The sequence below is a fragment of the Pseudomonas agarici genome (genome assembly GCF_001543125.1).
Classification (GTDB): Bacteria; Pseudomonadota; Gammaproteobacteria; order Pseudomonadales; family Pseudomonadaceae; genus Aquipseudomonas; species Aquipseudomonas agarici.
On record NZ_CP014135.1, the window covers coordinates 1742499 to 1763958 of the forward strand.

19 protein-coding genes and 3 pseudogenes are annotated in these 21460 nt (G+C 57.7%); 8 read left to right on the forward strand and 14 right to left on the reverse strand.

The genetic code is table 11. From position 1 onward, the window contains the following. The 4 genes from AWM79_RS25380 to AWM79_RS07665 all read right to left on the reverse strand — a co-directional run. The coding region (locus tag AWM79_RS25380; protein ID WP_208599936.1) for a DEAD/DEAH box helicase family protein at positions 1 to 510 on the reverse strand (510 nt) is incomplete at its 3' end. After that, the gene (locus AWM79_RS07650) at positions 497 to 784 is read right to left on the reverse strand and encodes a hypothetical protein (RefSeq protein WP_060782538.1); all 288 of its coding nucleotides are present in this window, start codon (positions 782 to 784) and stop codon (positions 497 to 499) included. The genes AWM79_RS07650 and AWM79_RS25380, both read right to left, overlap by 14 nt. After that, positions 784 to 1194 carry a hypothetical protein gene (locus tag AWM79_RS07655; protein ID WP_060782539.1) on the reverse strand — a complete coding sequence of 137 codons (411 nt, stop codon included), beginning with the start codon at positions 1192 to 1194 and terminating at the stop codon, positions 784 to 786. The genes AWM79_RS07650 and AWM79_RS07655 overlap by 1 nt, the downstream gene beginning before the upstream one ends. 713 nt (positions 1195 to 1907) lie before the next feature. Next, positions 1908 to 2864, reverse strand: a complete 957-nt coding sequence (locus AWM79_RS07665; protein ID WP_060782541.1) for a tyrosine-type recombinase/integrase — start codon at positions 2862 to 2864, stop codon at positions 1908 to 1910. Positions 2865 to 3187: 323 nt separating this feature from the next. Between AWM79_RS07665 and AWM79_RS07670 the strand changes: the two genes are divergently transcribed. Further along, the gene (locus tag AWM79_RS07670) at positions 3188 to 4408 is read left to right on the forward strand and encodes a putative DNA modification/repair radical SAM protein (protein ID WP_017131476.1); all 1221 of its coding nucleotides are present in this window, start codon (positions 3188 to 3190) and stop codon (positions 4406 to 4408) included. Further along, positions 4405 to 5253 carry a TIGR03915 family putative DNA repair protein gene (locus AWM79_RS07675; RefSeq protein WP_017131477.1) on the forward strand — a complete coding sequence of 283 codons (849 nt, stop codon included), beginning with the start codon at positions 4405 to 4407 and terminating at the stop codon, positions 5251 to 5253. The genes AWM79_RS07670 and AWM79_RS07675 overlap by 4 nt, the downstream gene beginning before the upstream one ends. 186 nt (positions 5254 to 5439) lie before the next feature. Here the strand turns inward: AWM79_RS07675 and AWM79_RS07680 are convergent, their stop codons facing one another. Together AWM79_RS07680 and AWM79_RS07685 are read right to left on the reverse strand one after the other, a co-directional pair. Next, positions 5440 to 6660 (reverse strand): diaminopropionate ammonia-lyase, encoded by a 1221-nt coding sequence (locus AWM79_RS07680; RefSeq protein WP_060782542.1) that lies wholly within the window; start codon positions 6658 to 6660, stop codon positions 5440 to 5442. A 46-nt stretch (positions 6661 to 6706) separates the two neighbouring features. Beyond that, on the reverse strand, positions 6707 to 7969 hold the full coding sequence (locus AWM79_RS07685) for a Zn-dependent hydrolase (RefSeq protein WP_060782543.1): 1263 nt from the start codon (positions 7967 to 7969) through the stop codon (positions 6707 to 6709). A 143-nt stretch (positions 7970 to 8112) separates the two neighbouring features. Here AWM79_RS07685 and AWM79_RS07690 point away from each other — a divergent pair, with 143 nt between their 5' ends. The 5 genes and pseudogenes from AWM79_RS07690 (at position 8113) to AWM79_RS07710 (ending at position 13036) form a co-directional block, all read left to right on the forward strand. Beyond that, positions 8113 to 8580, forward strand: a complete 468-nt coding sequence (locus AWM79_RS07690) for an Lrp/AsnC family transcriptional regulator (protein ID WP_017131480.1) — start codon at positions 8113 to 8115, stop codon at positions 8578 to 8580. Positions 8581 to 8709: 129 nt separating this feature from the next. Continuing rightward, positions 8710 to 9239, forward strand: a pseudogene (locus tag AWM79_RS07695) (DUF3087 family protein). Positions 9240 to 9329: 90 nt separating this feature from the next. Further along, entirely contained in the window at positions 9330 to 10364 is a 1035-nt protein-coding gene (locus AWM79_RS07700) for a hypothetical protein (protein WP_060782544.1), read from the forward strand. An 88-nt stretch (positions 10365 to 10452) separates the two neighbouring features. After that, the gene (locus AWM79_RS07705) at positions 10453 to 11808 is read left to right on the forward strand and encodes an MATE family efflux transporter (RefSeq protein WP_017131483.1); all 1356 of its coding nucleotides are present in this window, start codon (positions 10453 to 10455) and stop codon (positions 11806 to 11808) included. Positions 11809 to 12055: 247 nt separating this feature from the next. Continuing rightward, entirely contained in the window at positions 12056 to 13036 is a 981-nt protein-coding gene (locus tag AWM79_RS07710) for an arsenic resistance protein (protein WP_017131484.1), read from the forward strand. A 5-nt stretch (positions 13037 to 13041) separates the two neighbouring features. Here the strand turns inward: AWM79_RS07710 and AWM79_RS07715 are convergent, their stop codons facing one another. Further along, positions 13042 to 13440: a hypothetical protein gene (locus AWM79_RS07715; RefSeq protein WP_017131485.1), complete on the reverse strand. Its 399-nt coding sequence runs from the start codon at positions 13438 to 13440 to the stop codon at positions 13042 to 13044. Positions 13441 to 13744: 304 nt separating this feature from the next. Continuing rightward, positions 13745 to 15190: a SulP family inorganic anion transporter gene (locus AWM79_RS07720; protein WP_060782545.1), complete on the reverse strand. Its 1446-nt coding sequence runs from the start codon at positions 15188 to 15190 to the stop codon at positions 13745 to 13747. A gap of 231 nt (positions 15191 to 15421) precedes the next feature. Between AWM79_RS07720 and ggt the strand changes: the two genes are divergently transcribed. Continuing rightward, positions 15422 to 17149 (forward strand): gamma-glutamyltransferase, encoded by a 1728-nt coding sequence (gene ggt, locus AWM79_RS07725; RefSeq protein ID WP_060782546.1) that lies wholly within the window; start codon positions 15422 to 15424, stop codon positions 17147 to 17149. Between the two features lie 69 nt (positions 17150 to 17218). On the opposite strand, the pseudogene AWM79_RS24915 reads toward ggt, so the two are convergent. The 6 genes and pseudogenes from AWM79_RS24915 to AWM79_RS07750 form a co-directional block, all read right to left on the reverse strand. Then, positions 17219 to 17524 (reverse strand): annotated as a pseudogene (locus tag AWM79_RS24915) (hypothetical protein); the annotation flags it as partial. After that, positions 17508 to 17674, reverse strand: a pseudogene (locus AWM79_RS26055) (hypothetical protein); the annotation flags it as partial. The pseudogenes AWM79_RS24915 and AWM79_RS26055, both read right to left, overlap by 17 nt. A gap of 302 nt (positions 17675 to 17976) precedes the next feature. Then, positions 17977 to 18573, reverse strand: a complete 597-nt coding sequence (gene pmrG / locus AWM79_RS07735; RefSeq protein ID WP_017131490.1) for a lipopolysaccharide core heptose(II)-phosphate phosphatase PmrG — start codon at positions 18571 to 18573, stop codon at positions 17977 to 17979. A 321-nt stretch (positions 18574 to 18894) separates the two neighbouring features. After that, positions 18895 to 19338, reverse strand: a complete 444-nt coding sequence (locus tag AWM79_RS07740; protein WP_017131491.1) for a CBS domain-containing protein — start codon at positions 19336 to 19338, stop codon at positions 18895 to 18897. Between the two features lie 169 nt (positions 19339 to 19507). Then, the gene (locus AWM79_RS07745) at positions 19508 to 20263 is read right to left on the reverse strand and encodes a YkgJ family cysteine cluster protein (protein WP_060783954.1); all 756 of its coding nucleotides are present in this window, start codon (positions 20261 to 20263) and stop codon (positions 19508 to 19510) included. 139 nt (positions 20264 to 20402) lie between these two features. Continuing rightward, positions 20403 to 21308 (reverse strand): helix-turn-helix transcriptional regulator, encoded by a 906-nt coding sequence (locus tag AWM79_RS07750; RefSeq protein ID WP_060782547.1) that lies wholly within the window; start codon positions 21306 to 21308, stop codon positions 20403 to 20405. Between the last annotated feature and the right edge of the window lie 152 nt (positions 21309 to 21460).

Sequence of the window (21460 nt, forward strand, 5' to 3'; positions counted from 1 at the left end):
CGTGATGCCCGGACGCATACATACATCTGAATAGATTGCTCTTGCTTCCTTAGTCATCCCGTTTTTAATAGATGCTTTGGTCGAGTCGCCATCAATCTCAATGAATTTCTCTAGGAAGTTTGTATAAGCGTGTTCTCCAATGTCTCTGGTGAGATTGTTAGCGACCGATGGAACCTCATCAATGACCACAACCCAATCTTGCAGGTAGCAAGGATCTAGGTCTAGCAATGTCTTATGCGTGATGATAAGAACCTTAGGGTCATCTTCTAGGAGCGTACATTCTACGGTGTCAGTCACATGCTTGTGAGTGTCACTATTGATTACGCAAATGTGATTAATGCCGATTGCTTGGATACGCCTTACGACATCCTTTGACAGCACCTTGGTAGGTACAGCGTAGAGGTAACGTTTATAAGGATCGGAATCTAGTTCTCTGATGAATTGTTCTGTCTTGCCTGTGCCCGGTGTAGCTTCTGCTACGTATATAACCCTTGACTCACTTGGGCTCAATCAATTTACCTTCTTTAAGTAGGCTGTCTACGAGTTTAATAATGTAGCTTGGATGAGTGAAGTTACCTGTAAGCTCGTGAGGGACTTTGTTCCCCTTAATGTTCAGAACTTGATAGTAGCCATACTGACTCATCCCATATTCTACAAATTTGTAATCACGAATACCTGTGATGAGTCGGTTCTTCTGCTCAATGCTACAGTCCATCGCTCCTAACTCAGAGCGTCGCTCTTGTAGTGCTCGTTGTTCAGCTTCAGTTAGATAGGTGATGCCCATTAGTTATCTCCTTGATTGTAAGTGGCACGGATGGCCGCCATAAGTTCAGCTTGTTCTTTCATCGTTGCGCCTGTGAGCATGCTCTTAGAAGTGCCTATCACGTTCCCTTGTTCATCACGCTGAAGGATGGTCTTTAGAGTTTGAGGAGCGAAGCTTTTAGATGCGTTGTCGGCGTCCATTAACTGCCGCACTAGAGGATCACCTTTGTACATTTCATCAGCTACACGCTGTTTAGACTCTTTCCATAGTGAGACAGCGTCCTTCGCAGAGCTAAGAGGTTTGCCTTTTGATTGGGGGGCTTCCTCTATAAGCTGGTAACCTTGTTCGATTAAATCAGTGAGCACGCCCATAGGGGTATTGCCTGTACGTCGAGCAAGCTCGTTAACATCTGTCATAGTAATTGTTTTCATTTATCTTGCTCCAAGGGAATTAATTTGAACTGATTGCGATATGAGGACCCAAGTCTTACCTTTCGTAAAGCAATGAGTTCGTGTTCTGCTAGGTATTGAATGGTTCTGCTACACGAGCTAGATGATTTGCCTGTAGCTGAGCAGAACTCATCAATTGGGATTTCACACCAGCGTAAGCCGTCGTTACTCTTGTTCCTGATCATCAACCACATTAGCTTACGTTCAGTAGTGTTTAGGCGCATGATCTTGCTTTCTATGATTCTATCTATGTCCATTGCGTTCTCTTTTTATTGTTACTCTCCAATGCCCAACATATGGGTGGTCACCATTTAGGCAATAAAAAAGACCGCAACCTACTCACTCTGTGAAAGCAGTGTGAGGAAGCAATCTTTATACTGGTATAAGCTATACTGGTTTTTCGGGGTAAAGGTCTACAAGGCGAGACGTAAATATTTTCATGTCCTATATCTCATACTCTTTTTTGAGAGAAACGGGGACAGCGATTGTGAAAATAATTGTAGTTTCTATACGTATGTACTTAATTCTGAAAGAATACTCTACACGAATTCTCAAAATTAATGTCTGTCCGTAACTCTCAGTTACACACACCCCTTTACTCGCTGCCACTGTAAGCCCCTGTGGGGGGGTACAGTCCTACATGGCTACATGGGCAGTTGATTGTCTAACGTCGCCCCTGTGTGCTTACAGGCGGCTTAATCAATGAGGTGAAGTACATCCTTCGCATTCAAATGTGAGTATCTAGCCACGGACCTAGTATCCCTATGTCCCGACACAATCATTATCTGGGCGTTGTTGAATCCTTTCTTGGCTACGTTGGTGATACGTGTATGTCTGAGCTGATGAAGCCTAACGCTATTGTCTAAGCCGGCTTTGTTCCTTGCCAATCTGACAGCCTGTGAGACGCTATGAGGCGTTACAGTAAACAGTCTACCCCTGTGTGTCCGGTCTGCTAACGCAAGACGCGGAGCCTCTTTCAGCAACTCTACGGCTCTGATGGTTAGGGGCACAGACCTAGTGCCGTTCTTCCCATCAATCACATCCGCAATTCGTTCCTCCAGGTGAAGGCATTGAGTCGTGAGCTTAAGTATTTCTGAGCGTCGCATAGCGGTTTCATACGCAAGCTCAACGATGAGGGCCATGGTGGGGGATAGCTTGTTCAGCAACTGCCTAAGCTCGCCAGCACTGATTACCTTGTCGCTAGATTTGTCTGGCTTGGGTAGGGCTATGTCACTTACGGGGTTGTGTATGTCGATTAGCAGGCCACGCTTAGCGAACCTGAAGAAACGGGACATGAACGCTAACTGAATACGACAGGTAGCAGGCTTGACCGTCTGTAGACGCTTCAGCTTGAAGTCATTGACTAGCTGAGGGGTGATGTCATGGATTGACTGAGGGAACGCAGCAAAGAGCTGGTCAACGATCTTGATTGCATGGTCATAGCTACCCTTGCCCTTGAGCAAGGTTTCACAGTAGGTCATGCCCAAGGTGTAAAGTGTATGGGTCTGGTGTTCTTTGGTGACGGCTTCAAGCTGGTCAGCCCATGCTTTGGCCAACGCTTGAGTGGGGAAGGTTTTAGATTGGGCAGGTTTCCCTTTCAGGCGTACCTGAGCGTTCCAGTTACCAGAGGGAAGGGAGCGGATGTTAGCCATTGTTGACGCCTCATAATGTGAATGGGCGTTCTCTCAGGGCCTTGAGCTTCGTAGCTCTACGCCTAGCATGGTGGCTCTTGACATGGTGGGGGTCGTTGGTTCGAGTCCAATCGCGCCTACCAGATAAAATCCGCTCTGCTGGGCGGTCTAGAAAGGCTCACCGAAAGGTGGGCCTTTTTTGTTGGTGTTGTCCCGTCCTGAATAAGGTTTATCTGTTTTTGATGATGAGCGACCTATTCGCTTTTTTATCCGGTTCTTGAAGACGCTTGCACGGAATCGTATCTCGGAATACTGTATGAATAATCAGTATAGAGATAGATCCCATGCAGCTTATCGCCAAGCTCGGCATCCTCGCCGACGCCGCCAAGTACGACGCTTCGTGCGCCAGCAGCGGCGCCCCCAAGCGCAGCTCCCGAGGTCGTGAAGGGATCGGTGCCACCGATGGCATGGGTATCTGTCATAGCTACACCCCCGATGGTCGCTGTGTTTCGTTGCTCAAGGTGCTACTGACCAACTTCTGCCTCTACGACTGCCAGTACTGCGTCAATCGCCGTTCCAGTAACGTGCCGAGGGCGCGTTTCACGCCGGAGGAGGTGGTGCGTCTGACCCTCGACTTCTATCGGCGCAACTGCATCAGCGGGCTGTTCCTGAGCTCGGGCATTATCCGATCGGCCGACTACACGATGGAACAGTTGGTGCGGGTGGCGCGGTTGCTGCGCGAGGAGCACCAGTTTCGGGGCTACATCCATCTCAAGACCATTCCCGACGCCGACCCGTTGTTGATCGAGGAGGCCGGGCGCCTGGCGGACCGCCTGAGCGTGAACATCGAGTTGCCCACGGCGGCGGGCCTCAAGCTGTTGGCGCCGGAGAAGCAATTGACCACCATTCGTCAGGCTATGGGCACCATCCACCACGGCCAACAGGCGGTGGCCGGCGAGATCAAAGCGCCGCGCTTTACCCCGGCGGGGCAGAGCACCCAGATGATCGTCGGTGCCGATGCCAGCGACGACCGTACCATTCTGCGCAACGCCGAATCGCTCTATCAGGGGTATGGCTTGAGGCGCGTTTACTACTCGGCATTCAGTCCGATCCCCGACAGCCCCAGCAGCGTACCTCTCGCTGCGCCGCCATTGTTGCGTGAACATCGTTTGTACCAGGCCGACTTCCTCATGCGCGGTTATGGCTACAAGGCCAGCGAGCTGTTGACCCAATCCACCCACCTGGCGCTGGACATTGACCCTAAGCTCGCCTGGGCACTGGCTAATCGCGAGATCTTTCCGCTGGATGTGAACCGCGCCGAGCCGGCGTTGCTGGCACGTATTCCGGGGATTGGCCTGCGCAGCGTGCAACGCCTGGTGGCGCTGCGCCGTGAGCGACGTATCCGCTATGACGACCTGATCCAGCTGCGCTGCGTGTTGGACAAGGCCCGGCCCTTCATCGTCACCAGCGACTATCGACCGCCTCAGGCGCAGATGTGCAGCGGCCTGTTGCGGGCGCGCTTGCGCGAGCCCCAGGCACCGCTGCAGATGGGGTTGTGGGGATGATCGCGCTGGACTGTAATGACGACTTCGGCATCTGGCGCGATCAGGCGCGGGTACTGCTTGGCCACGGTATCGATCCGGTCGATGTGACTTGGGCGCAAGGTCCGATGGACGATCTGCTGGCCGTGCCGACACCGTTGCCAGAAGGCTGTGGGCTGTTTTTCGCACGAGTCCCGGCGACTTTGCTGGCCCAGCTCGAACAGGCTGGGCGCTATCGCGGTGAGCAGCGCTGGAACCTGCTCTACGAAGTGCTCTGGCGTGTCGCCCACGGCGATCGCACCGCCATGCTCGCTGGTGATCGTCTGGGCAGCGAGCTGCAGCGACGGATCCGGCAGGTCCGCCGCGAAGCCCATCATCTGCATGCCTTTGTGCGTTTCGTACCATTGCCTGAAGCACTCGCCGAACGGCTGCAACTGGATCTGGTGGCTTTCCACGAGCCGGCCCACGACATCCTCGAAAGCGCCAGTGGCCATTTCGCCGAGCGATTGGGGCGGCACCGTTGGCTGATTGCGACATCTCGTGACGCTATCCGTTTCGATGGGCAGGTGTTGGACTATCGACGCTGTTGTCCCGAGGAGTGGCGACAGTGGGCTCGCCATGCCGACGATCCGGGTGCCGAATTATGGCTAACCTACTACCGACACACCTTCAATCCGGCCCGGGTCAACCCTGATGCGATGCGCCAGCACCTGCCCGGACGTTTCTGGCGGCACCTGCCGGAAGGGCCGCTGATTCCACGGTTGGTGGGCCTGGCACGACAAGGCAAGCAGCGTGATGGGCAGGCGCAAGAAGTGGGGCAGCAGGGCGGCAAGCAGATTGCAGCCAGGGAGGGCAGGTGCGGGCGCTAGGACCGTGCGGTTTTTGGTTTGGCCCAATCGGGTGCAGGCGTTGCTGGAGAGTTCCGGCCCAGGTATTTCCCACGATCAGGAGAGCCTCACCGTTGCCCCGTCATAAACGATAGCGATTCTGGTTCGATAATCGGCGACAAAGCTGTAGGTAAGTTACTGAGCCTTTTTACGTTCAGTTGATCGTCTCTATAGAGCCTGGCAGGGCTTCCAGTCTCGTTGACGCCGGGCAACTGCCTGGGCGGTTTCTCCCACCAGCGCCTGGTAGACAGAGGGAGCGGTGGCGCCCTCGGTGCTGATCAACAACACCCGTGAGTGCTCATCGAGGCCAACCTGGGCCTTGAGCGCCGGAACTTTGATCAGGTGAATCAATCCGGCCAACCCGGCAACCGCCGACTCGCCGGCTATCAGCGGTGTGTCGCGGCGGCTGCCACGGGCCAGGATGCGCATTGCGTTGATTGCTTCATGGTCCTCGATGGTCAGGAAATGATCGATGGCCGGACGCAGGAATTTCCACGCCAGGGGTGAGGTTTCGCCGCAGGCCAATCCGGCCATCACCGAGTCCACCGAACCTTGGGTACGGCTGGCATGACCACTCAGGGCGCTCTGCAACAGGCAGTCGGCTTGTCGCGGCTCCACCACCGTCATATGCGGTCGAGCCTGTCCATGGTATTCCCAGAAGTAGCTGGCAATACCCGCGGCCAAACCACCGACCCCGCCTTGTAACAGTACATGGGTAAAGGCAGGTTGTTCGAGGCGCTGTTCGAGCACTTCGGCGGCAATGGTGCCGTAGCCCTGCATCACGTCGCGGGGGATCTCTTCGTACCCTTCATAGGACGTATCGGAAACGACCCACCAGCCGTTGAGGGTCGCCAACCTCGCGGCTTCTTCGACGGAGTCGTCATAGTGACCGCTGATACGCACGATCCGCGCGCCATAAGCGGCGATGGCGGTTTCCCGTTCGTGACTGACATTGGCATGCAACACGATGACGCAACGGCAACCGACACTTTGTGCCGCCGCAGCCAGGGCGCGTCCGTGATTGCCGTCGGTGGCGCTGATGACTGTGAAATCGGCCAGCGCGTCGCGATATTCGCCATTGAGTAAGCGGCGCACTTCGAAGTGCCTCGAGCTAAACTGCCCAAGCAGCAGACGCAGCAGGGCGACCGGCGCGCCGAGGGCCTTGAAACTGCCCAGTTTGGAGCGTGCCGACTCATCCTTCACGTACAGTTGATCGATGCCCAGGCTGGCCGCCAGGTCCGGCAATTCGAACAACGGCGTAGGGCCTGGGTTCAACTGGCTCCAGTTGGCTAGCCAGGCACGGCTCTGGTGGGCCTGCTCGATGCTGAGAATCGCCTTCAGCTCATCGGGGTAGCGCTGGCGGCAGGCATTGTCATTGCTGATCAGCATTGCAGACTCCATAGGAGGGGGAAACGGAGGCAGGGTTTGCCGGCCATCAGCGGCTGACGGCGAGGCGCCGAGTCACGACATCGAGTAACACCTCGGCGCCTTTGAGCAGTTGCTCGTCGTCGGTGTGTTCCCGTGGGTTGTGGCTGATGCCGCCGCGGCTGGGAACGAAGATCATCGCCGCTGGGGCGATGCGGGCGATCATCTGCGCGTCATGCCCGGCACCGGAAGTCATGCGCCGCGACGAGAACCCCAGACGCCGGGCCGAGGTCTCGATTTCGTCCGCTAGCCCAGCATCGAAGACCACCGGTTGGAAGCGCACCAGTTGTTCACACTGGATGTGTACGCCTTCCTGCTCGGCGACGTGCCCAATGATCGTGTTCAAGCGTTGCTCGGCGGCCCGCAGACGAGCCTCGTCCGGATCGCGCAGGTCGATGGTGAAGGTCGCCTTGCGCGGGATCACGTTGATCACATCCGGTTCAAAACGCATGCAACCGACAGTCGCCAGGGTGGTGCCGGACGAGGCCTGGGCGAGATCGCGTAATTGGCTGACAAGGGTGCAGGCGGCCCAGCCGGCATCATGGCGCAGGCTGATCGGGGTGGTGCCGGCGTGGTTGGCGTTGCCCTGTACCGTGACCCGTTGCCAGGAAATGCCTTGCAGGTTCTCAACCACGCCGATCAGGGTATTTTCCGCCTCCAGGATCGGCCCTTGCTCGATGTGCAGTTCCAGGTACTCCTGGGGCCTGATGGTGCCTGGCAACAATTGGCCGGCATAGCCGATACGGGCCAGTTCATCACCCAGGCGAGTGCCGTCGGTGCCTTGGGTCGACAGCGCGGCTTCGAGTGTCAGGCCACCGGCGTGCACCAGTGAACCCATCATGTCCGGCTGGTAGCGCACACCTTCTTCATTGCTGAAAGCGGCAATCACCAGCGGTCGGGCAGGGTATTGGCCGGCCTCGCGAAAGGCACGGGCCACCGCTAGCCCTGCCAGTACGCCGTAGCAACCATCCAGCGCGCCGGCGTTGGTCACGGTGTCAATATGCGAACCGACCATCAACGGTGCCAGCGGGGTGTCGTGTCGAGGTTGCAGGGTGCCGAAGATATTACCGATGCGGTCGATCTGCACCATGAGTTTCAGCTCGTTCATCCATTCGACCAACTGGTCGCGCCCAGCCTTTTCCGTATCGGAAAAAGCGATGCGTGTGCGTCCCCCGGCCTCATGATCGCGACCGATCTCACCAAGCGCCTCAATCTGTCGCAGGAGTTCGGCGCTGTTCAAGCGCAGGGCGGCGGGGAAGGTGGAACAGCTCATTGGCAACTCTCTTGTGTAGAGGTTTTGGGTATGAATGAAATAATATCTCGCCCTCTGCGCACTCTTTTCTTGATATTGAGGGTGTAGGCGATGGTTTTTTGCATCATGCAGAGGCTTTCATCAATCTTAATGCGAGGTGTACCGTGGGCCTGGATGAGTTCGACCGCCAACTGATCGCCGCGGTCCAGGAAGATGCGGGACTGTCCCAGAGCCAATTGGGCGAACGGGTCAATCTGTCCTCCGCCGCAGTCAATCGTCGGCTCAAGCGTCTGAGCCAGATCGGTGCCATCCGCAAGAGCGTTGCCCTGGTCGATCCTGTCGCGCTGGGCTATCCGCTGACGATCATTGCCGAGGTCGAGGTGGAAAGCGAGCGCCTGGATCTGCTGGATGCGATGAAGCGCGGCTTTGCCGATTGTCCTCAAGTCCAACAGTGCTACTACACGACCGGAGAATGGGATTTCGTGTTGATCCTGGCGGTCAGGAGCATGGAGCACTACACCGAGCTGACTCGGCGGTTGTTCTTCGAGAACAACAACGTCAAACGCTTCAAGACGCTGGTCTCCATGAGCAGCGTCAAGGTCGGCCTGCAAGTGCCGGTCGACGAGGTGTAGCGCTACGGCGCGGCTATCATCGACACTGCTCATCGACAGTACTGAAACACTTTTGATTGACTTGAATGTCGGCGCGTCGCCCATTCGACCCGATAATGCCGGACTACCCTCACTTCAGGCGTCTCCCTCATGTTCGAAATCAAGCCCTTCAATCCCGAGACCTATCGACAGCAGGCCCGTCGCGCTACCCTGATCATCGCGGTGATTTTCGTCCTGCTGGCGATGCTGTTGTCTGGGTTGGCAGTGATGCTGTTCGGCACCCCGGTGGCGATAACTTGCGGCTCAACGCCGCTGGCGTGTTCGTGGCGGTCCTGCTGATGGCGGCGCTGATGCGCCAGGTGTTCTGGAAGCAGCCGTGGATGGCGGCGGCCGTCTACGGCTGGCAGCTCAAGCGCAGCCTGATGCGAATCACCAACGTCATGCATCAGGTGACGGCCAAGGTGCAGGCGCATGATCCACTGGCAATGAAGCTGCTGCGCTTCTATCACCTGGGGTTGACCCAGATGCATCAGTTGGATGGCAACTCCAGCAGCCACGACCAGATGTTGCACGAGATCGAACAGCACAAGTCTGCTATGGAAGCGCTCGGACTCGACACCGAACAGCTGGGCCTGGATCTGCGGTGGCTGGAATCGATCAACAAAACCGCCACGCGTTAACGCCCGCCGCGGGGCTTTCGCGACCTATACTCAAGGTATTCCAAGGCGTGCGGCCGACCGTGGCCGTGCCTGTTTCAAGGAGTGGCAAGCGTGAGCCGGCGTGGATGGATCGTCGCCTTGATCGTGGTGCTGGTCGGATGCACCGCCCATGAGCGTGCCCGACAGGTTCCAGCGGCGATCAGCCTCACCCCACAAACCTGGCAGCAAATCGACGTCGAGCTGGTGCTCGCTTCACAGGAGGCTACTCGCCAGGCTGAAGTCTATGCGCACGGCGCCATGAACCACTGGCGAACAAGGGTTTACCAGCAAACCGAGGAAAAATTCCTGCCCTGGTACAACAACTACTGGACCCAGGAGTGGCTGTCGATCAAGGTCGGTTGGTACAAGCTCAACGAGCGCGGCGAACCTGACCCATCGGCCATGCGCCTGGCGGCGTATCTGCAAGATCAATATCAACGGCGCGTGCTGGCGCCGGTCGCGGTAGAGATCGATCCCGAGGCGATTGTTGAACAATCGGCGCAATTCTATGTGGAACTGCTGGGGCATCAGGCGCAGGCCATCGCCCAGCGTTATGGTGTGCCACCAGAGCAATGGAGTCGACACCTCCATGCCATTCCCGCCCTATCACTGGGCCCGCCCTCAGCGCGCAATGCTTCCCTGTATCAGTTGCTGCAGGCCCAGCCCCTGAGCACACTGCCAGCCTATGGGGCATTGATCGAAAGGGTGCACGCCGCCGCCGGAAGCGTGTCAGACCAGCCGGGTGTTGGCATTTCGGCGGTGGCTAAGCAGACGCACGAGGAGCTTGAGGCTCAGTTTGCAGGCCGAGGCACCGTCGGTGCTGTCGCGGCGGCGGTGGGACGCGTGGCCGGGGCAATGATTTCCATCGGCATGGCAGGCGTCCGAGCGATGAGCCTGCAGAACAACCGGCCCAATACTGATGCGCAGATTCGCCAAACCCTGGGAGCGGCCTTCGACCAGGCCTGGCTCAAGTCGCTGAACAACCCCGGCACCGGGGTCATGGCTGGCGTCTATTATCTCTCGGCGCAGATCGAAGGCAAGCTGGCGATTCCCGCCAGGGAACCGGTGTTACCCGAGCCGGTATCCTGGAAGTCTTCTCGCCCCTGAACAGCTGACGCCAACTCATCTCGACGTCTTCTATTAAGATAGACTCGGCGCCTACGTCGATACACATCATCAGGGATTCGAGTCTTTCATGTCCTCACGCCCACAACGCCCTCTCTGGCAGGTCTACCTGGTTTTCCTGGCACCCATGGTGCTGTCCAACTTCCTGCAGTCATTTTCCGGCACCCTCAACAGTATCTATATCGGGCAGATGCTCGGCACCCAAGCCCTGGCAGCGGTGTCCGGCATGTTCCCGGTGGTGTTCTTCTTCATTGCTTTGATCATCGGCCTGGGCGCCGGTGCCTCGGTACTGATCGGCCAGGCCTGGGGGGCGCGTGAGCCGCAAACCGTCAAGTCAGTTGTTGGCACGACGCTGGCGCTGGGTGCGTTGATCGGGCTGACGGCCGCGGTGCTCGGGAGTATCTTCGCCCGACCGGCGTTGCAGGGGCTTGGAACACCTGCCGATGTGCTGGACGATGCTGTCGGTTATGCGCAGATGATGATGCTGATCATGCCGTTGCTGCTGGTTTTTGTGCTGTTCACGCAGTTGCTGCGCGGGATCAGTGATACGGTATCGCCGCTGCTGGCGTTGCTGGTGTCTACCGGGGTCGGTTTGTTGCTGACTCCGGCGTTGATTCGCGGCTGGCTGGGGTTGCCGCAGATGGGTATCCGGAGCGCCGCATTGGCCGGCCTGGCGGGGACGGCTTGCGCCATGCTGTTCCTTGCGCTGCGCCTGCGGCACAAGAACAGCGTCATGGCTCCGGACCGCGCCCTGTTGACGGCAATGCGCCTGGATCGGGCGATCCTCGGCAAGGTCCTGCGCATCGGCTTGCCCACCGGACTGCAGATGATCGTGTTGTCGTTGTCCGAACTGGTGATTCTCTCGCTGGTCAACCGCCACGGTTCCCAAGCCACGGCGGCCTATGGTGCGGTCACGCAGATCGTCAACTATGTGCAGTTCCCGGCGCTGTCGATTGCTATCACTGCCTCGATTCTCGGTGCTCAGGCGATCGGTGCCGGGCGCCAGGAACGGATCGGTGCGATCCTACGTAGCGGCCTGTTGATCAACACCTGTCTGACCGGTGGCCTGATAGTTTTCGGCTATGGGCTTTCCCACTGGTTGCTGGGTCTGTTCATCACCGAGCCCTCCACTCAGGCGACTGCCGAGCATCTGCTGCATATCATGCTTTGGAGCCTGCTGGTGTTCGGTTACCAGGCTGTGATCGGCGGCGTCATGCGCGCCAGCGGCACGGTAATGGTGCCAGTTGTGATCATCATCTTCTGCATCCTTGGGATCGAATTGCCGGTGGCCTACCTGCTCGACGCCCACCTTGGCCTGGAAGGTGTGTGGATGGCATTTCCGGCGACGTATATCGGCATGTTGCTTTTGCAGGTGGCTTACTACCGGTTGGTATGGCGCCACAAGCGAATCGAGCGCTTGATCTGACCCTGAATGAGCCTGGTGGTATCTCTCTTAGGAGGGTATTGGAACCTCGCTCAAATGGCGCACGATGGCGTGACAGGGGCGCGGTGCCTGGCGTTTCTCACACCAAGGCACTAGCTGAGTGTTCATTGACAGGGATGCGTGCTGAACAACGTGGTGAGGCGGTTCTTCGTGATTGAGTCATTTGGTGCTAGACGAGCATTTTACGTTTGCATAGGCTGACGGCTTTTTTGCGGCAGGGGAACGTGTCTTGAATCGCGACACACTTGAGCGGAGCCAAATACCGGTCTACTTCGTCGCCGTGGTCATTGCGGCGTTGCTCGGACTGAAGGCGCCTGGTATCGCCCAGGGACTAAACGCCCTGGTAACACCGAGCATCGCGTTATTGATGTATGCAATGTTCCTGCAAATCCCCTTTCTCGATCTACGCCGTGGCCTCGGAGACCGGGACTTCATGGTGGCGTTGCTGCTAGCCAATTTCGTTTTGATTCCGCTGCTGGTCTGGGCCCTGAGCCGAGGCCTGGTGGCACATCCAGCGATTCTGACGGGGGCGCTGATGGTGCTACTGACACCCTGCATCGACTATGTGGTGGTGTTCACTCATATTGGCAAGGGTGACTCGCGGAGCATTCTGGCGGCCACGCCGATCCTCTTGTTGCTTCAGTTGATTTTGTTGCCGATTTACTTGGCTTTTATGCTGGGTAGCCAGGCCGGGGTGGTGATCTCCATCGACCCGTTTGTCGAGACATTTCTTGCACTGATCGTTGCGCCTCTGCTGTTGGCCGTGGCAACTTGCGCGCTGTCCCGGCGCTCACGGATCGTCAATGTCTGGAACGAGGCCTGGGCCTGGTTGCCGGTGCCGGCGATGGCGGCGGTCTTGCTGGTGGTGGTCGGTTCCCAGGTTACCTCGGTGGTGCGCGATATCGACCGGCTCGCGCCAGTGATTCCGGTGTATATCGGCTTCATGCTGCTGGCGCCGGTCATGGGGGCTCTGGCTTCGCGACTCTGTGGATTGCCGGCGAGCACCGCGCGCGCTGTCACCTTCAGTGCTTCGACGCGCAATTCCCTGGTGGTGCTGCCATTGGCCCTGGCGTTGCCCGAGGATATCCGCGGTCTGGCCGCCACCGCCGTGATCACCCAGACATTGCTCGAGCTGGTGGCACAGTTGATCTATATCCGCGTCATTCCGACACTGGTCTGGCGCAATCAGCCGCAAGGGCCGGCCAGCTGAGCGGATCACAGCTCCTCGATGGCCGCACGGATCTGATCGGCGACCGGTTGTTCCAGTGTGCTGTAGAGCTGTGCCAGGACCCGGCCGCTTTTCGAACGATAGACATGCGGCCCCGCCAGGGCCTCCAAGGCTTGGAAATGCTCTTGCAGATGGTCACAGTACTCACGGGTTTCGCAGACAAAGAACTGTCCGCCCTTGGGCGCAATACTCGGAAAGGCCACTTCCACCCGTTCCTTGTAGGTGTTGGGCAGCAGGCTCAGGGGCTTGCGCTTGGGATAGCTCACGGCACCGAAAGGGACACCGTTGGCTTTCAGGGCATTGAGTACCGTCTGGACGGTGGGCGTGGCATCGTTGCCACAGGCGACCAGGGGCAGGCCGGCGATTATCAATAAAAGGGCTTTCATCCTGACATTCCTTGTTTCATCACACGTTGCGCTTTCCATCAGCGGTTACTGACCGAAACGGCTAGGTGGATAGGGTGTTTTGTATTGAATATTGTGCAGGACTGTTGTTTCGATGGGTGTAGGCTTTGTCTCGATAATCTGTAATTGTTCTTTGAGTTGTTGTCGGTTGGGTCGGGTATAAAGCGCTATTGAATAAACAATCTTTATGCTGTCAGGCTACAGGCTGTCGGCGGCGGAAACCCAATAGGTTCAGGGCAGTTGATAGCAATAGATCACCTTGGTGAAAGGGCGGCTCGGGACCGTTTTACCCGTGCTGCACCCCAGCCCGTTTCAGCAATTGCTTGCAGCGTTCGGACAGATGCTCCACCCGTAAATGCTTGCCTGCCTTGGCATAACGCTCGCGCAGGCTCTTTAGCGCGGCAATCGCCGAGTAGTCGACGAAGCTTAGGTGGCGACAATCGAGTACCACCTTCTGTGGATCGTTGCTGGGATCGAACAGGTTCTGGAACGGCGTCGTCGAGGCAAAGAACAGTGTGCCATGCAAGCGGTACAGCTTGCTGCCGTCGGCTTCTTCATGGGTGTCGGCATACAACTCGCGGGCGTGCTGCCAGGCGAAGTTGAGCGCGGCTATCAGGATCCCGCACAAAACCGCCGTCGCCAGGTCGGTCAATACGGTGATCAGCGTGACGGCAATGATCACCAGTACATCGTTGAGCGGCACCTTGTTCAACACTCGCAACGAGGCCCAGGCGAAAGTCTGTTGGGACACCACGAACATCACCCCCACCAGCGCGGCCAGCGGGATGCGCTCGATCAACGGAGAGAGGAACAACACGAACAGCAGGATCATCACCCCAGCTACCACGCCGGATAAGCGGCCACGGCCACCGGAACTGAGGTTGATCACGGTCTGGCCGATCATGGCGCAACCGGCCATGCCGCCGAACAGGCCGGAGACCATATTGGCCGCGCCGAGCGCCACGCATTCGCGATCCGGATAGCTGCGGGTCTCGGTGATTTCGTCGGTGAGGTTGAGAGTCAGCAGGGTTTCCAGTAGGCCCACCAGCGCCATCAACAGCGCGTAGGGAGCGATGATATGCAGGGTTTCCAGGTTCCACGGGATCTGCGGCAGCGTGGGGGCGGGTAGGCCACCGGCGATATGAGCCATGTCCCCCAGGGTGCGAGTCGGCAGGCCAAATAGGTAGACCAGCAGGCCGACTCCGAGGATCGCCACCAACGCCGGCGGTACCGCACGACTCAGGCGTGGCAGCAGGTAGACGATGGCCATGGTCAGCGCTACCAGCCCGAGCATCAATGCCAATGGCTCGCCGCTCAACCAACCATCCCCCACCTTGAATTGCTCCAGTTGGGCCAGGGCGATAATGATCGCCAGCCCGTTGACGAAGCCGAGCATCACCGAGTGCGGCACCATGCGCACCAGCTTGCCCAGGCGCAACAGGCCGAACGCAACCATGATCAAACCACCCAGCAGCACCGTTGCCAACAGGTATTGCGCGCCGTGCTGTACCACCAGCGCGACGATGACCACGGCCATGGACCCGGCGGCTCCGGAGATCATCCCCGGGCGTCCGCCGAACAGGGCGGTCAGGGTACAGATGATAAAAGCGCCGTACAGGCCCATCAGTGGGTTGAGGTGGGCGACGAGGGCAAAGGCGATGCATTCGGGCACCAGGGCAAAGGAGGTGGTGAGTCCGGCCAGGACATCAGCGCGTAGACGGGCGGGTTTCATGGTTTACCTGAAGTGGAAGCCAGCGGGGGCAAGCGAGGGCAGGGCGAAGAGCAAGGAATGGTACGCAAATACCGACGATGCGGCCAGTCCGGTACAACTGCGTTGTTGGCCGGTATGGCGAAAAAAATCGGGGATGGATACTAGTTGAATAGTCCTACAGCAGCTACTTTGTACAAGCCCGCGCAGGCAGGAGCCTGTGTTTCCAGCAAATAAAAGCAAGAGAGTCGGCTTATGAAGTTTGAACCCCTTTCGCGCTCGCTTCTGGCGATAGCGCTGATTTTGGCTGTTTCCCCTGTCCACGCCGCTTCCCAGACACCCGTCGCCGGGGAAAACGGCATGGTGGTTACGGCGCAGCATCTGGCGACTCATGTCGGTGTCGACGTACTCAAGGCCGGCGGCAACGCGGTTGATGCCGCCGTCGCGGTGGGTTATGCGCTGGCGGTGGTCTACCCGGCGGCGGGCAACCTCGGCGGTGGCGGTTTCATGACCGTGCAGTTGGCCGATGGCCGCAAAACCTTCCTCGATTTCCGCGAAAAAGCACCCCTGGCCGCCACCGCCAACATGTATCTGGACAAGGACGGTAATGTCATTCCGGACCTGAGTGCCAAAGGGCATCTGGCGGTCGCCGTGCCGGGTACCGTTTCAGGCATGGAGCTGGCGCTGGAAAAATACGGCACAAAAAAACGTGCTGAAGTTATCGCCCCGGCGATCAAGCTCGCCGAGCAAGGTTTTGTGCTGGAGCAGGGCGATATCGACCTGCTGCACACCGCTACCGCCGACTTCAAGAAGGATATCCACGACTCGGGCTCGATCTTCCTGAACAAGGGCGAGCCGATGCAGGTGGGTCAGAAACTGGTGCAGAAAGACCTGGCCAAGACGCTACGCGAGATCTCGGCCAAGGGCACCGATGGTTTTTACAAGGGCTGGGTCGCCAAGGCTATTGTCGATTCGAGCCAGGCCGGCAAGGGCATTATTACCCAGGTCGACCTCGACAAGTACAAGACCCGCGAACTGGCGCCCATCGAGTGCGATTATCGTGGCTATCATGTCGTCTCGGCTCCCCCACCCAGTTCGGGCGGGGTGGTGATCTGCCAGATTATGAATATCCTCGAAGGCTATCCGATGGACAAGCTGGGCTATCATTCGGCCCAGGGCCTGCACTATCAGATCGAGGCCATGCGTCACGCCTATGTCGACCGCAACAGCTATCTGGGCGATCCCGATTTCGTCAAGAACCCGGTAGCCCACCTGTTGGACAAGGGTTACGCCGAGAAGCTACGAGCCGCCATCGATCCGCACAAAGCCGGGATCTCCAAGGACATCAATCCAGGCGTGGCGCCCCATGAAGGTAACAACACCACCCATTACTCGATCATCGACAAATGGGGCAACGCGGTGTCAGTGACTTATACCCTCAACGGCTGGTTCGGTGCTGGCGTCATGGCGAGCAAGACCGGGATCCTCCTCAATGACGAGATGGACGACTTCACCTCCAAGGTCGGTGCGCCGAACATGTACGGTCTGGTCCAGGGCGAAGCGAACGCTATCGCTCCGGGCAAGACGCCACTGTCGTCGATGAGCCCGACCATCGTCACTAAGGACGGCAAGACCGTCATGGTGGTCGGTACTCCGGGTGGCAGTCGGATAATCACTGCGACCTTGTTGACTATCCTCAATGTCATTGACTATAAGATGAATATTCAGGAAGCGGTGGATGCGCCGCGTTTCCACCAGCAGTGGTTGCCGGAGGAAACCAATATCGAGGCCTTCGCACTAAGCCCGGACACGCAGAAGATTCTTGAAGGTTGGGGCCACAAGTTTGCCGGTCCCCAACCGTTGAATCACCTGGCGGCCATCCTGGTTGGCGCGCCTTCTCTCGACGGCAAGCCGGTGGGTAACAACCGCTTCTACGGGGCGAATGACCCTCGTCGCAATACCGGGCTGTCGCTGGGTTACTGAGTTCTGGCAAGTGGCGGGGCAGGTGCGTGCATTGCGAGTCTGTCCCGCTTAGTCGGAGTTGTTGGCGGTTCATGGTCGGGTTTGCGGGAAGATGATGATCTCGACATCCCTATTCTTATAGCGTTTTCCATCCACTGGCAGTAGCGCGAGTTCCTGTATTTCTTCAACATTCCTGACCCGCATGATCACGCCGACCGAGCTCTGTCTGCGTGCTTCATTCATCCACTGGCCGATGTCCTCGAAGGTGACGCGACGTCCCGTGGCGTCTGGATAATCCAGGCCGTATAGCATGAACCGCGGATCGAGGTTGGCATAGCCGGCCTGACCGGCGATCAGGCTGAAACTCATGAACAGCAACGCCGAGGCGAAACTCTTGGCTGATCTGGGCATAACGGGTTTCGTCGGGAATCCACAGGCCGTGAACATCGTGGGCAGCAGGTAGAACAACCCGAAGGCCAGTATCAATACCGGTAGCGACCAGCGCTTGAGTGTTGCGAGAGAGAGAGGAAAGCAGTGTGTGTTCATGAGCCGACCTTAGCGGTATATACCGCTTCAAGCGGTTTTAACCAAAGGTGAGAACTTGGCAACTCTGATGTTCGGTGATCAAGTTGCTCAGCAATCGAGTTGTTTAATAGTGAAGTGTGACAGGCCTTTGACGAACGCTCGCCCACGGGCACTCAAGTCCGGTTGCCCACTGGATAAGGTGGCCGTGGCGAGTGCAGTGGATCGGTTTCAGACGATGAGAATTGTTTTAAGAAAAGTTGTTAAAAAAGTGCATTCACACTACGGCTTGTTGCATTTTTTAGGCGTTTAAAGTTGCAAAACATTTATTGCATGCCGTTCATTTTTTTGTTGCCGAGAGTGGTTTGCCAATTCTCCGCATTGATGACTCCGAGCATTTTCAACTGACCATCGGCGCCCACGGAAACAAGGATCGAACTGGTGTATTCGCTTTTCACCTCATGCCGATAACCCAACTCTTTTTCGAGGTCATCAATACAACCGCTGTGGGTCACCAGCACCAGATTGCGATGTGCTGCCTTGTGCGCGACTGCGTCCCGGCCCAGGGCCGGCCCGCAGCTCAGCAGCCAGTCAGCGCTGATCGCGGTTTTGCCGAACATTGCTTGTGCGGTTTGAGTGGTCCGGGTGGTCGGACTGCTCAGCACATCGGTATTGTCCATGCCGACAGCCTGGAAGGCTTGGCCCACGTCGACCGCGGAGCGGCTGCCCAGTCGGGTAATGCCATCCTCGGGACCCAGGCACGCATGGCTTGAACGATCGCAGCGCTCGGCATGGCGTACCAATACGATAATGTCACCAGCCTTCCAGTGAGCATAAACGCTGGCGCTGCTCATCGGGTCGTTGAGCGCCAGGTCGAGGTGCGATTTGGGCCACAAGGCAAAGCCGGTCATGAGCAACGCCATAAGTGCTATAGCACCTGCCAGAAACATAGGCTTGAACCGGCATTGAATGACCGGTCGCATGACATCAGGGATAACCACAAACTCACCCTCTGGCAATTCAGAAAAGGCGTATTTGCAAACCCGCCCGGAAAATGACAATGACCATCACGCAATATCCAATGGATGTTGCGTGGTAGTAATTTACGAAGGCGCAAGTGGGAGCGAAGTGAAAGCGTTGTGAAAAATTTGGAAGTCCGTCAATCCCCATATTTCCGTTGTCTTTTGCAGCGTGTGGAAACATTTTGGCAGGGGATTGCGGCGGTTGACGCACTGAGGGAAGGGTTATTCGCCGCGGATATATTGCTCGAGCTGACGAATCAGGTCGGCCTGTTCGGTGATAGCCTCTTTGACCAGGTCGCCTATGGACAGCAGGCCGATCAATTGGCCTTCTTCGACCACCGGCAGATGGCGCAGGTGTTTATCGGTCATGAGGGCCATGCAGGTCTCGACACTCTGGTGGGAGTCCACGGTGATGACCGGTGCGTTCATGATCTCGCCGACCTGAGTGGAGACCGAGCTGAGTCCTTTGAGGATCACCTTGCGCGCATAGTCCCGCTCGCTGATGATGCCGAGCACCTCGCCGTTTTTGCCGATCACCGGCAGGGCACCGATGTTTTTCTCGGCCATCTTGATCAGCGCCTCGAACACCGTGTGGTCGTTGTGGATTGTGTAGACTTCCTGATGCTGGCTACCCTTGAGCTTCAGCAGTTCTGCAACGGTTTTCATGGATGGCTCTCCCGTGCGGCTCTCGTGCGGTGGCTATGACACGGCCACACTCCATCGCGACCGTTCTTACAGAATCGTAGACGGATCCCGCGAGGACGATGCAGAAAGCAGCCTATAGGCGCTGAAAAAAGTCGTGGCCCGATCTTTTCGCTGCTCATTGAGCCAAGCCTCAATCGACAGCCTGCAAGGGGATAAAGCGGTAGTGACCCGTGCCCGATGAGGTAATTTCAGCCCCGTGGGCAAGCAGTACCTGGGTGCTGTGCATATCCGCCAGTTGAAAAGCCCATTGCTGTTGTGGGTGCTCGCCCGCCTGATCCGCTGCCGTCTGCTCGATAGCGGCCAGGAACGCGTCCATATCGGGCAGATAAGTGGCAAAGCCGTTGCCCTTGAGGGCGGTAGTAGCGATACCGAGGCGGACACAGATTGCCGCCTTGGCCGCGATATCCTCGCGGTCGGCCTGGCGCGAGCGGTCAATCAGTTCGGCCAGTTCCTGGTCCACCAATTTCCCGCCGGCAATCAGGACCGAGCCTTGTTCCCACGATTGCGGCGGACAATCCTTATGGTCGGTACGCAACCTGATATGCGGGTTGATCTCCGCCGGATAAATGCGGCAGACCAGCGGTCGCCGTTCGTAGATACCGCAGCGATTGTCGACATCGAGGTGGCGACACGGCCCGTTGTTGTAGGCCGCGAACGTCACCGCCAACCATGCTTGGGTCGTTCCACTGGTGATCAGCACGGAACGGCGGTGGGCGTGCTCGAACTGCTCCTCGGCCATGCCATGACCGTTTTCCAGGAATGCCTCCAGCAGCACGATGACCTTACCGCCATCCACGGCCCATTGGCGGGACTCCTCAAGGGTCAATGGAACGTAATGATCGTTACAGCACTTGCCGCAGCCCACGCAGGAAAATCGTGTGTTGATCAACTCGCTACCTCATCCAATTCTTTTTTGAACCGACGCGCGCGTGCCGGCACCCGTGATTGCACGGGGTTTTGCCTGTGGAGGGGGTGATATCACATTTCGTTACAGACGGACTGAAATAAACTTCAGGCGCTGCCGTTCAGAGGCTGTGCCGGCTGCGCCGAAACTGTCCCGGAGGCAGGCCTTGGGTGGCCTTGAAGCGACGCGAGAAGTAAGCGTCGTCGGCGAATCCGCACAGTTGGGCAATCTGGCTCACCGAGCGCTCGCTGTTGAGCAGGTAAGTGCGCGCCAGGTGCATGCGACGCTCCAGGACCAGCTCCGAGAAGGTGTTACCGGTTTCCTTGCGCAACAGGTGCGTCAGGTAGTTGGGCGACAGAAAGGCCGCTTCGGCGGTGTCCTTGAGGTTCAGTGTCGGGTCGGCGATATGCTCGCGCAGGTAGCTCGATACCCGCGCCAACGCATCCCGTCGCCCACGCCGCGCCGCCTTGTTGGTCGATAGGCTCAGCAGTTCATCGGCATACAGGCTACAAACCTTGCCGGTCAGTTGCAGCAGGCAGCCCTTGAGTGCCTGGCGAGTGCCGAGATCGCGACCCCGATCCAGTTCGCGCATTTTCTCCAACAACGCCTGGACCTCGGCGAAGTCGTGATCGGCGAGGATAAAGTCCAGGTGCTCCTGATGCTGGAGCGGCGACAATTGCGGTAGGTCATGGATGGAAAGGTCCTCCAGGTCCAACGGATCGCAGTCCAGGTGAGGCAGGAAAAACGCCTGGGAAAAATTGATCAGGACAAAGTTGCTCTCTTGCGGGTGCGGAATCAGGTGTAGGCGATGGGGCAGGATAAAGGCCAATGCCTGGCGCGGATAAGGCCGGATGGCGCCGCCGATATGTTGCACGGTATCGCCACCGAGATTGATCTGGATCTGGAAGTAGTCATGCCGGTGCGGGGTGACAATGGCTGGCCGTGCCTGTTTGTCACGAATATAGAAATCCGTGCGGTCGCTACGTTGTTGCATGCCGTAGGTGCGCACACGTGAAGGGATCGACATCGACACGGTCCTTGATGACGGAAGTGGGATGTCGCCATTTTAGGCTTTGTACGAAATGTTTTCGAGCGAGGACCTGCTTGCATCGCAGCGTGGGCGAGCGCAGATCACACAGGCTACCAGTCCTCGATCAGGGCTAGTGGCCTGTGTGGTGA

Bases quoted from the DNA above. Each gene is read 5' to 3' on its own strand.
- AWM79_RS07680 (WP_060782542.1), bottom strand. From the start codon at position 6,660: ATGCTGATCAGCAATGACAATGCCTGCCGCCAGCGCTACCCCGATGAG.
- AWM79_RS07665 (WP_060782541.1), bottom strand. From the start codon at position 2,864: ATGGCTAACATCCGCTCCCTTCCCTCTGGTAACTGGAACGCTCAGGTA.
- AWM79_RS07740 (WP_017131491.1), bottom strand. From the start codon at position 19,338: ATGAAAACCGTTGCAGAACTGCTGAAGCTCAAGGGTAGCCAGCATCAG.
- pmrG (WP_017131490.1), bottom strand. From the start codon at position 18,573: ATGGCGTTGCTCATGACCGGCTTTGCCTTGTGGCCCAAATCGCACCTC.
- AWM79_RS07670 (WP_017131476.1), top strand. From the start codon at position 3,188: ATGCAGCTTATCGCCAAGCTCGGCATCCTCGCCGACGCCGCCAAGTAC.
- ggt (WP_060782546.1), top strand. From the start codon at position 15,422: ATGAAGTTTGAACCCCTTTCGCGCTCGCTTCTGGCGATAGCGCTGATT.
- AWM79_RS07675 (WP_017131477.1), top strand. From the start codon at position 4,405: ATGATCGCGCTGGACTGTAATGACGACTTCGGCATCTGGCGCGATCAG.
- AWM79_RS07655 (WP_060782539.1), bottom strand. From the start codon at position 1,194: ATGAAAACAATTACTATGACAGATGTTAACGAGCTTGCTCGACGTACA.
- AWM79_RS07715 (WP_017131485.1), bottom strand. From the start codon at position 13,440: ATGAAAGCCCTTTTATTGATAATCGCCGGCCTGCCCCTGGTCGCCTGT.
- AWM79_RS07685 (WP_060782543.1), bottom strand. From the start codon at position 7,969: ATGAGCTGTTCCACCTTCCCCGCCGCCCTGCGCTTGAACAGCGCCGAA.
- AWM79_RS07650 (WP_060782538.1), bottom strand. From the start codon at position 784: ATGGGCATCACCTATCTAACTGAAGCTGAACAACGAGCACTACAAGAG.
- AWM79_RS07720 (WP_060782545.1), bottom strand. From the start codon at position 15,190: ATGAAACCCGCCCGTCTACGCGCTGATGTCCTGGCCGGACTCACCACC.
- AWM79_RS07705 (WP_017131483.1), top strand. From the start codon at position 10,453: ATGTCCTCACGCCCACAACGCCCTCTCTGGCAGGTCTACCTGGTTTTC.
- AWM79_RS07750 (WP_060782547.1), bottom strand. From the start codon at position 21,308: ATGTCGATCCCTTCACGTGTGCGCACCTACGGCATGCAACAACGTAGC.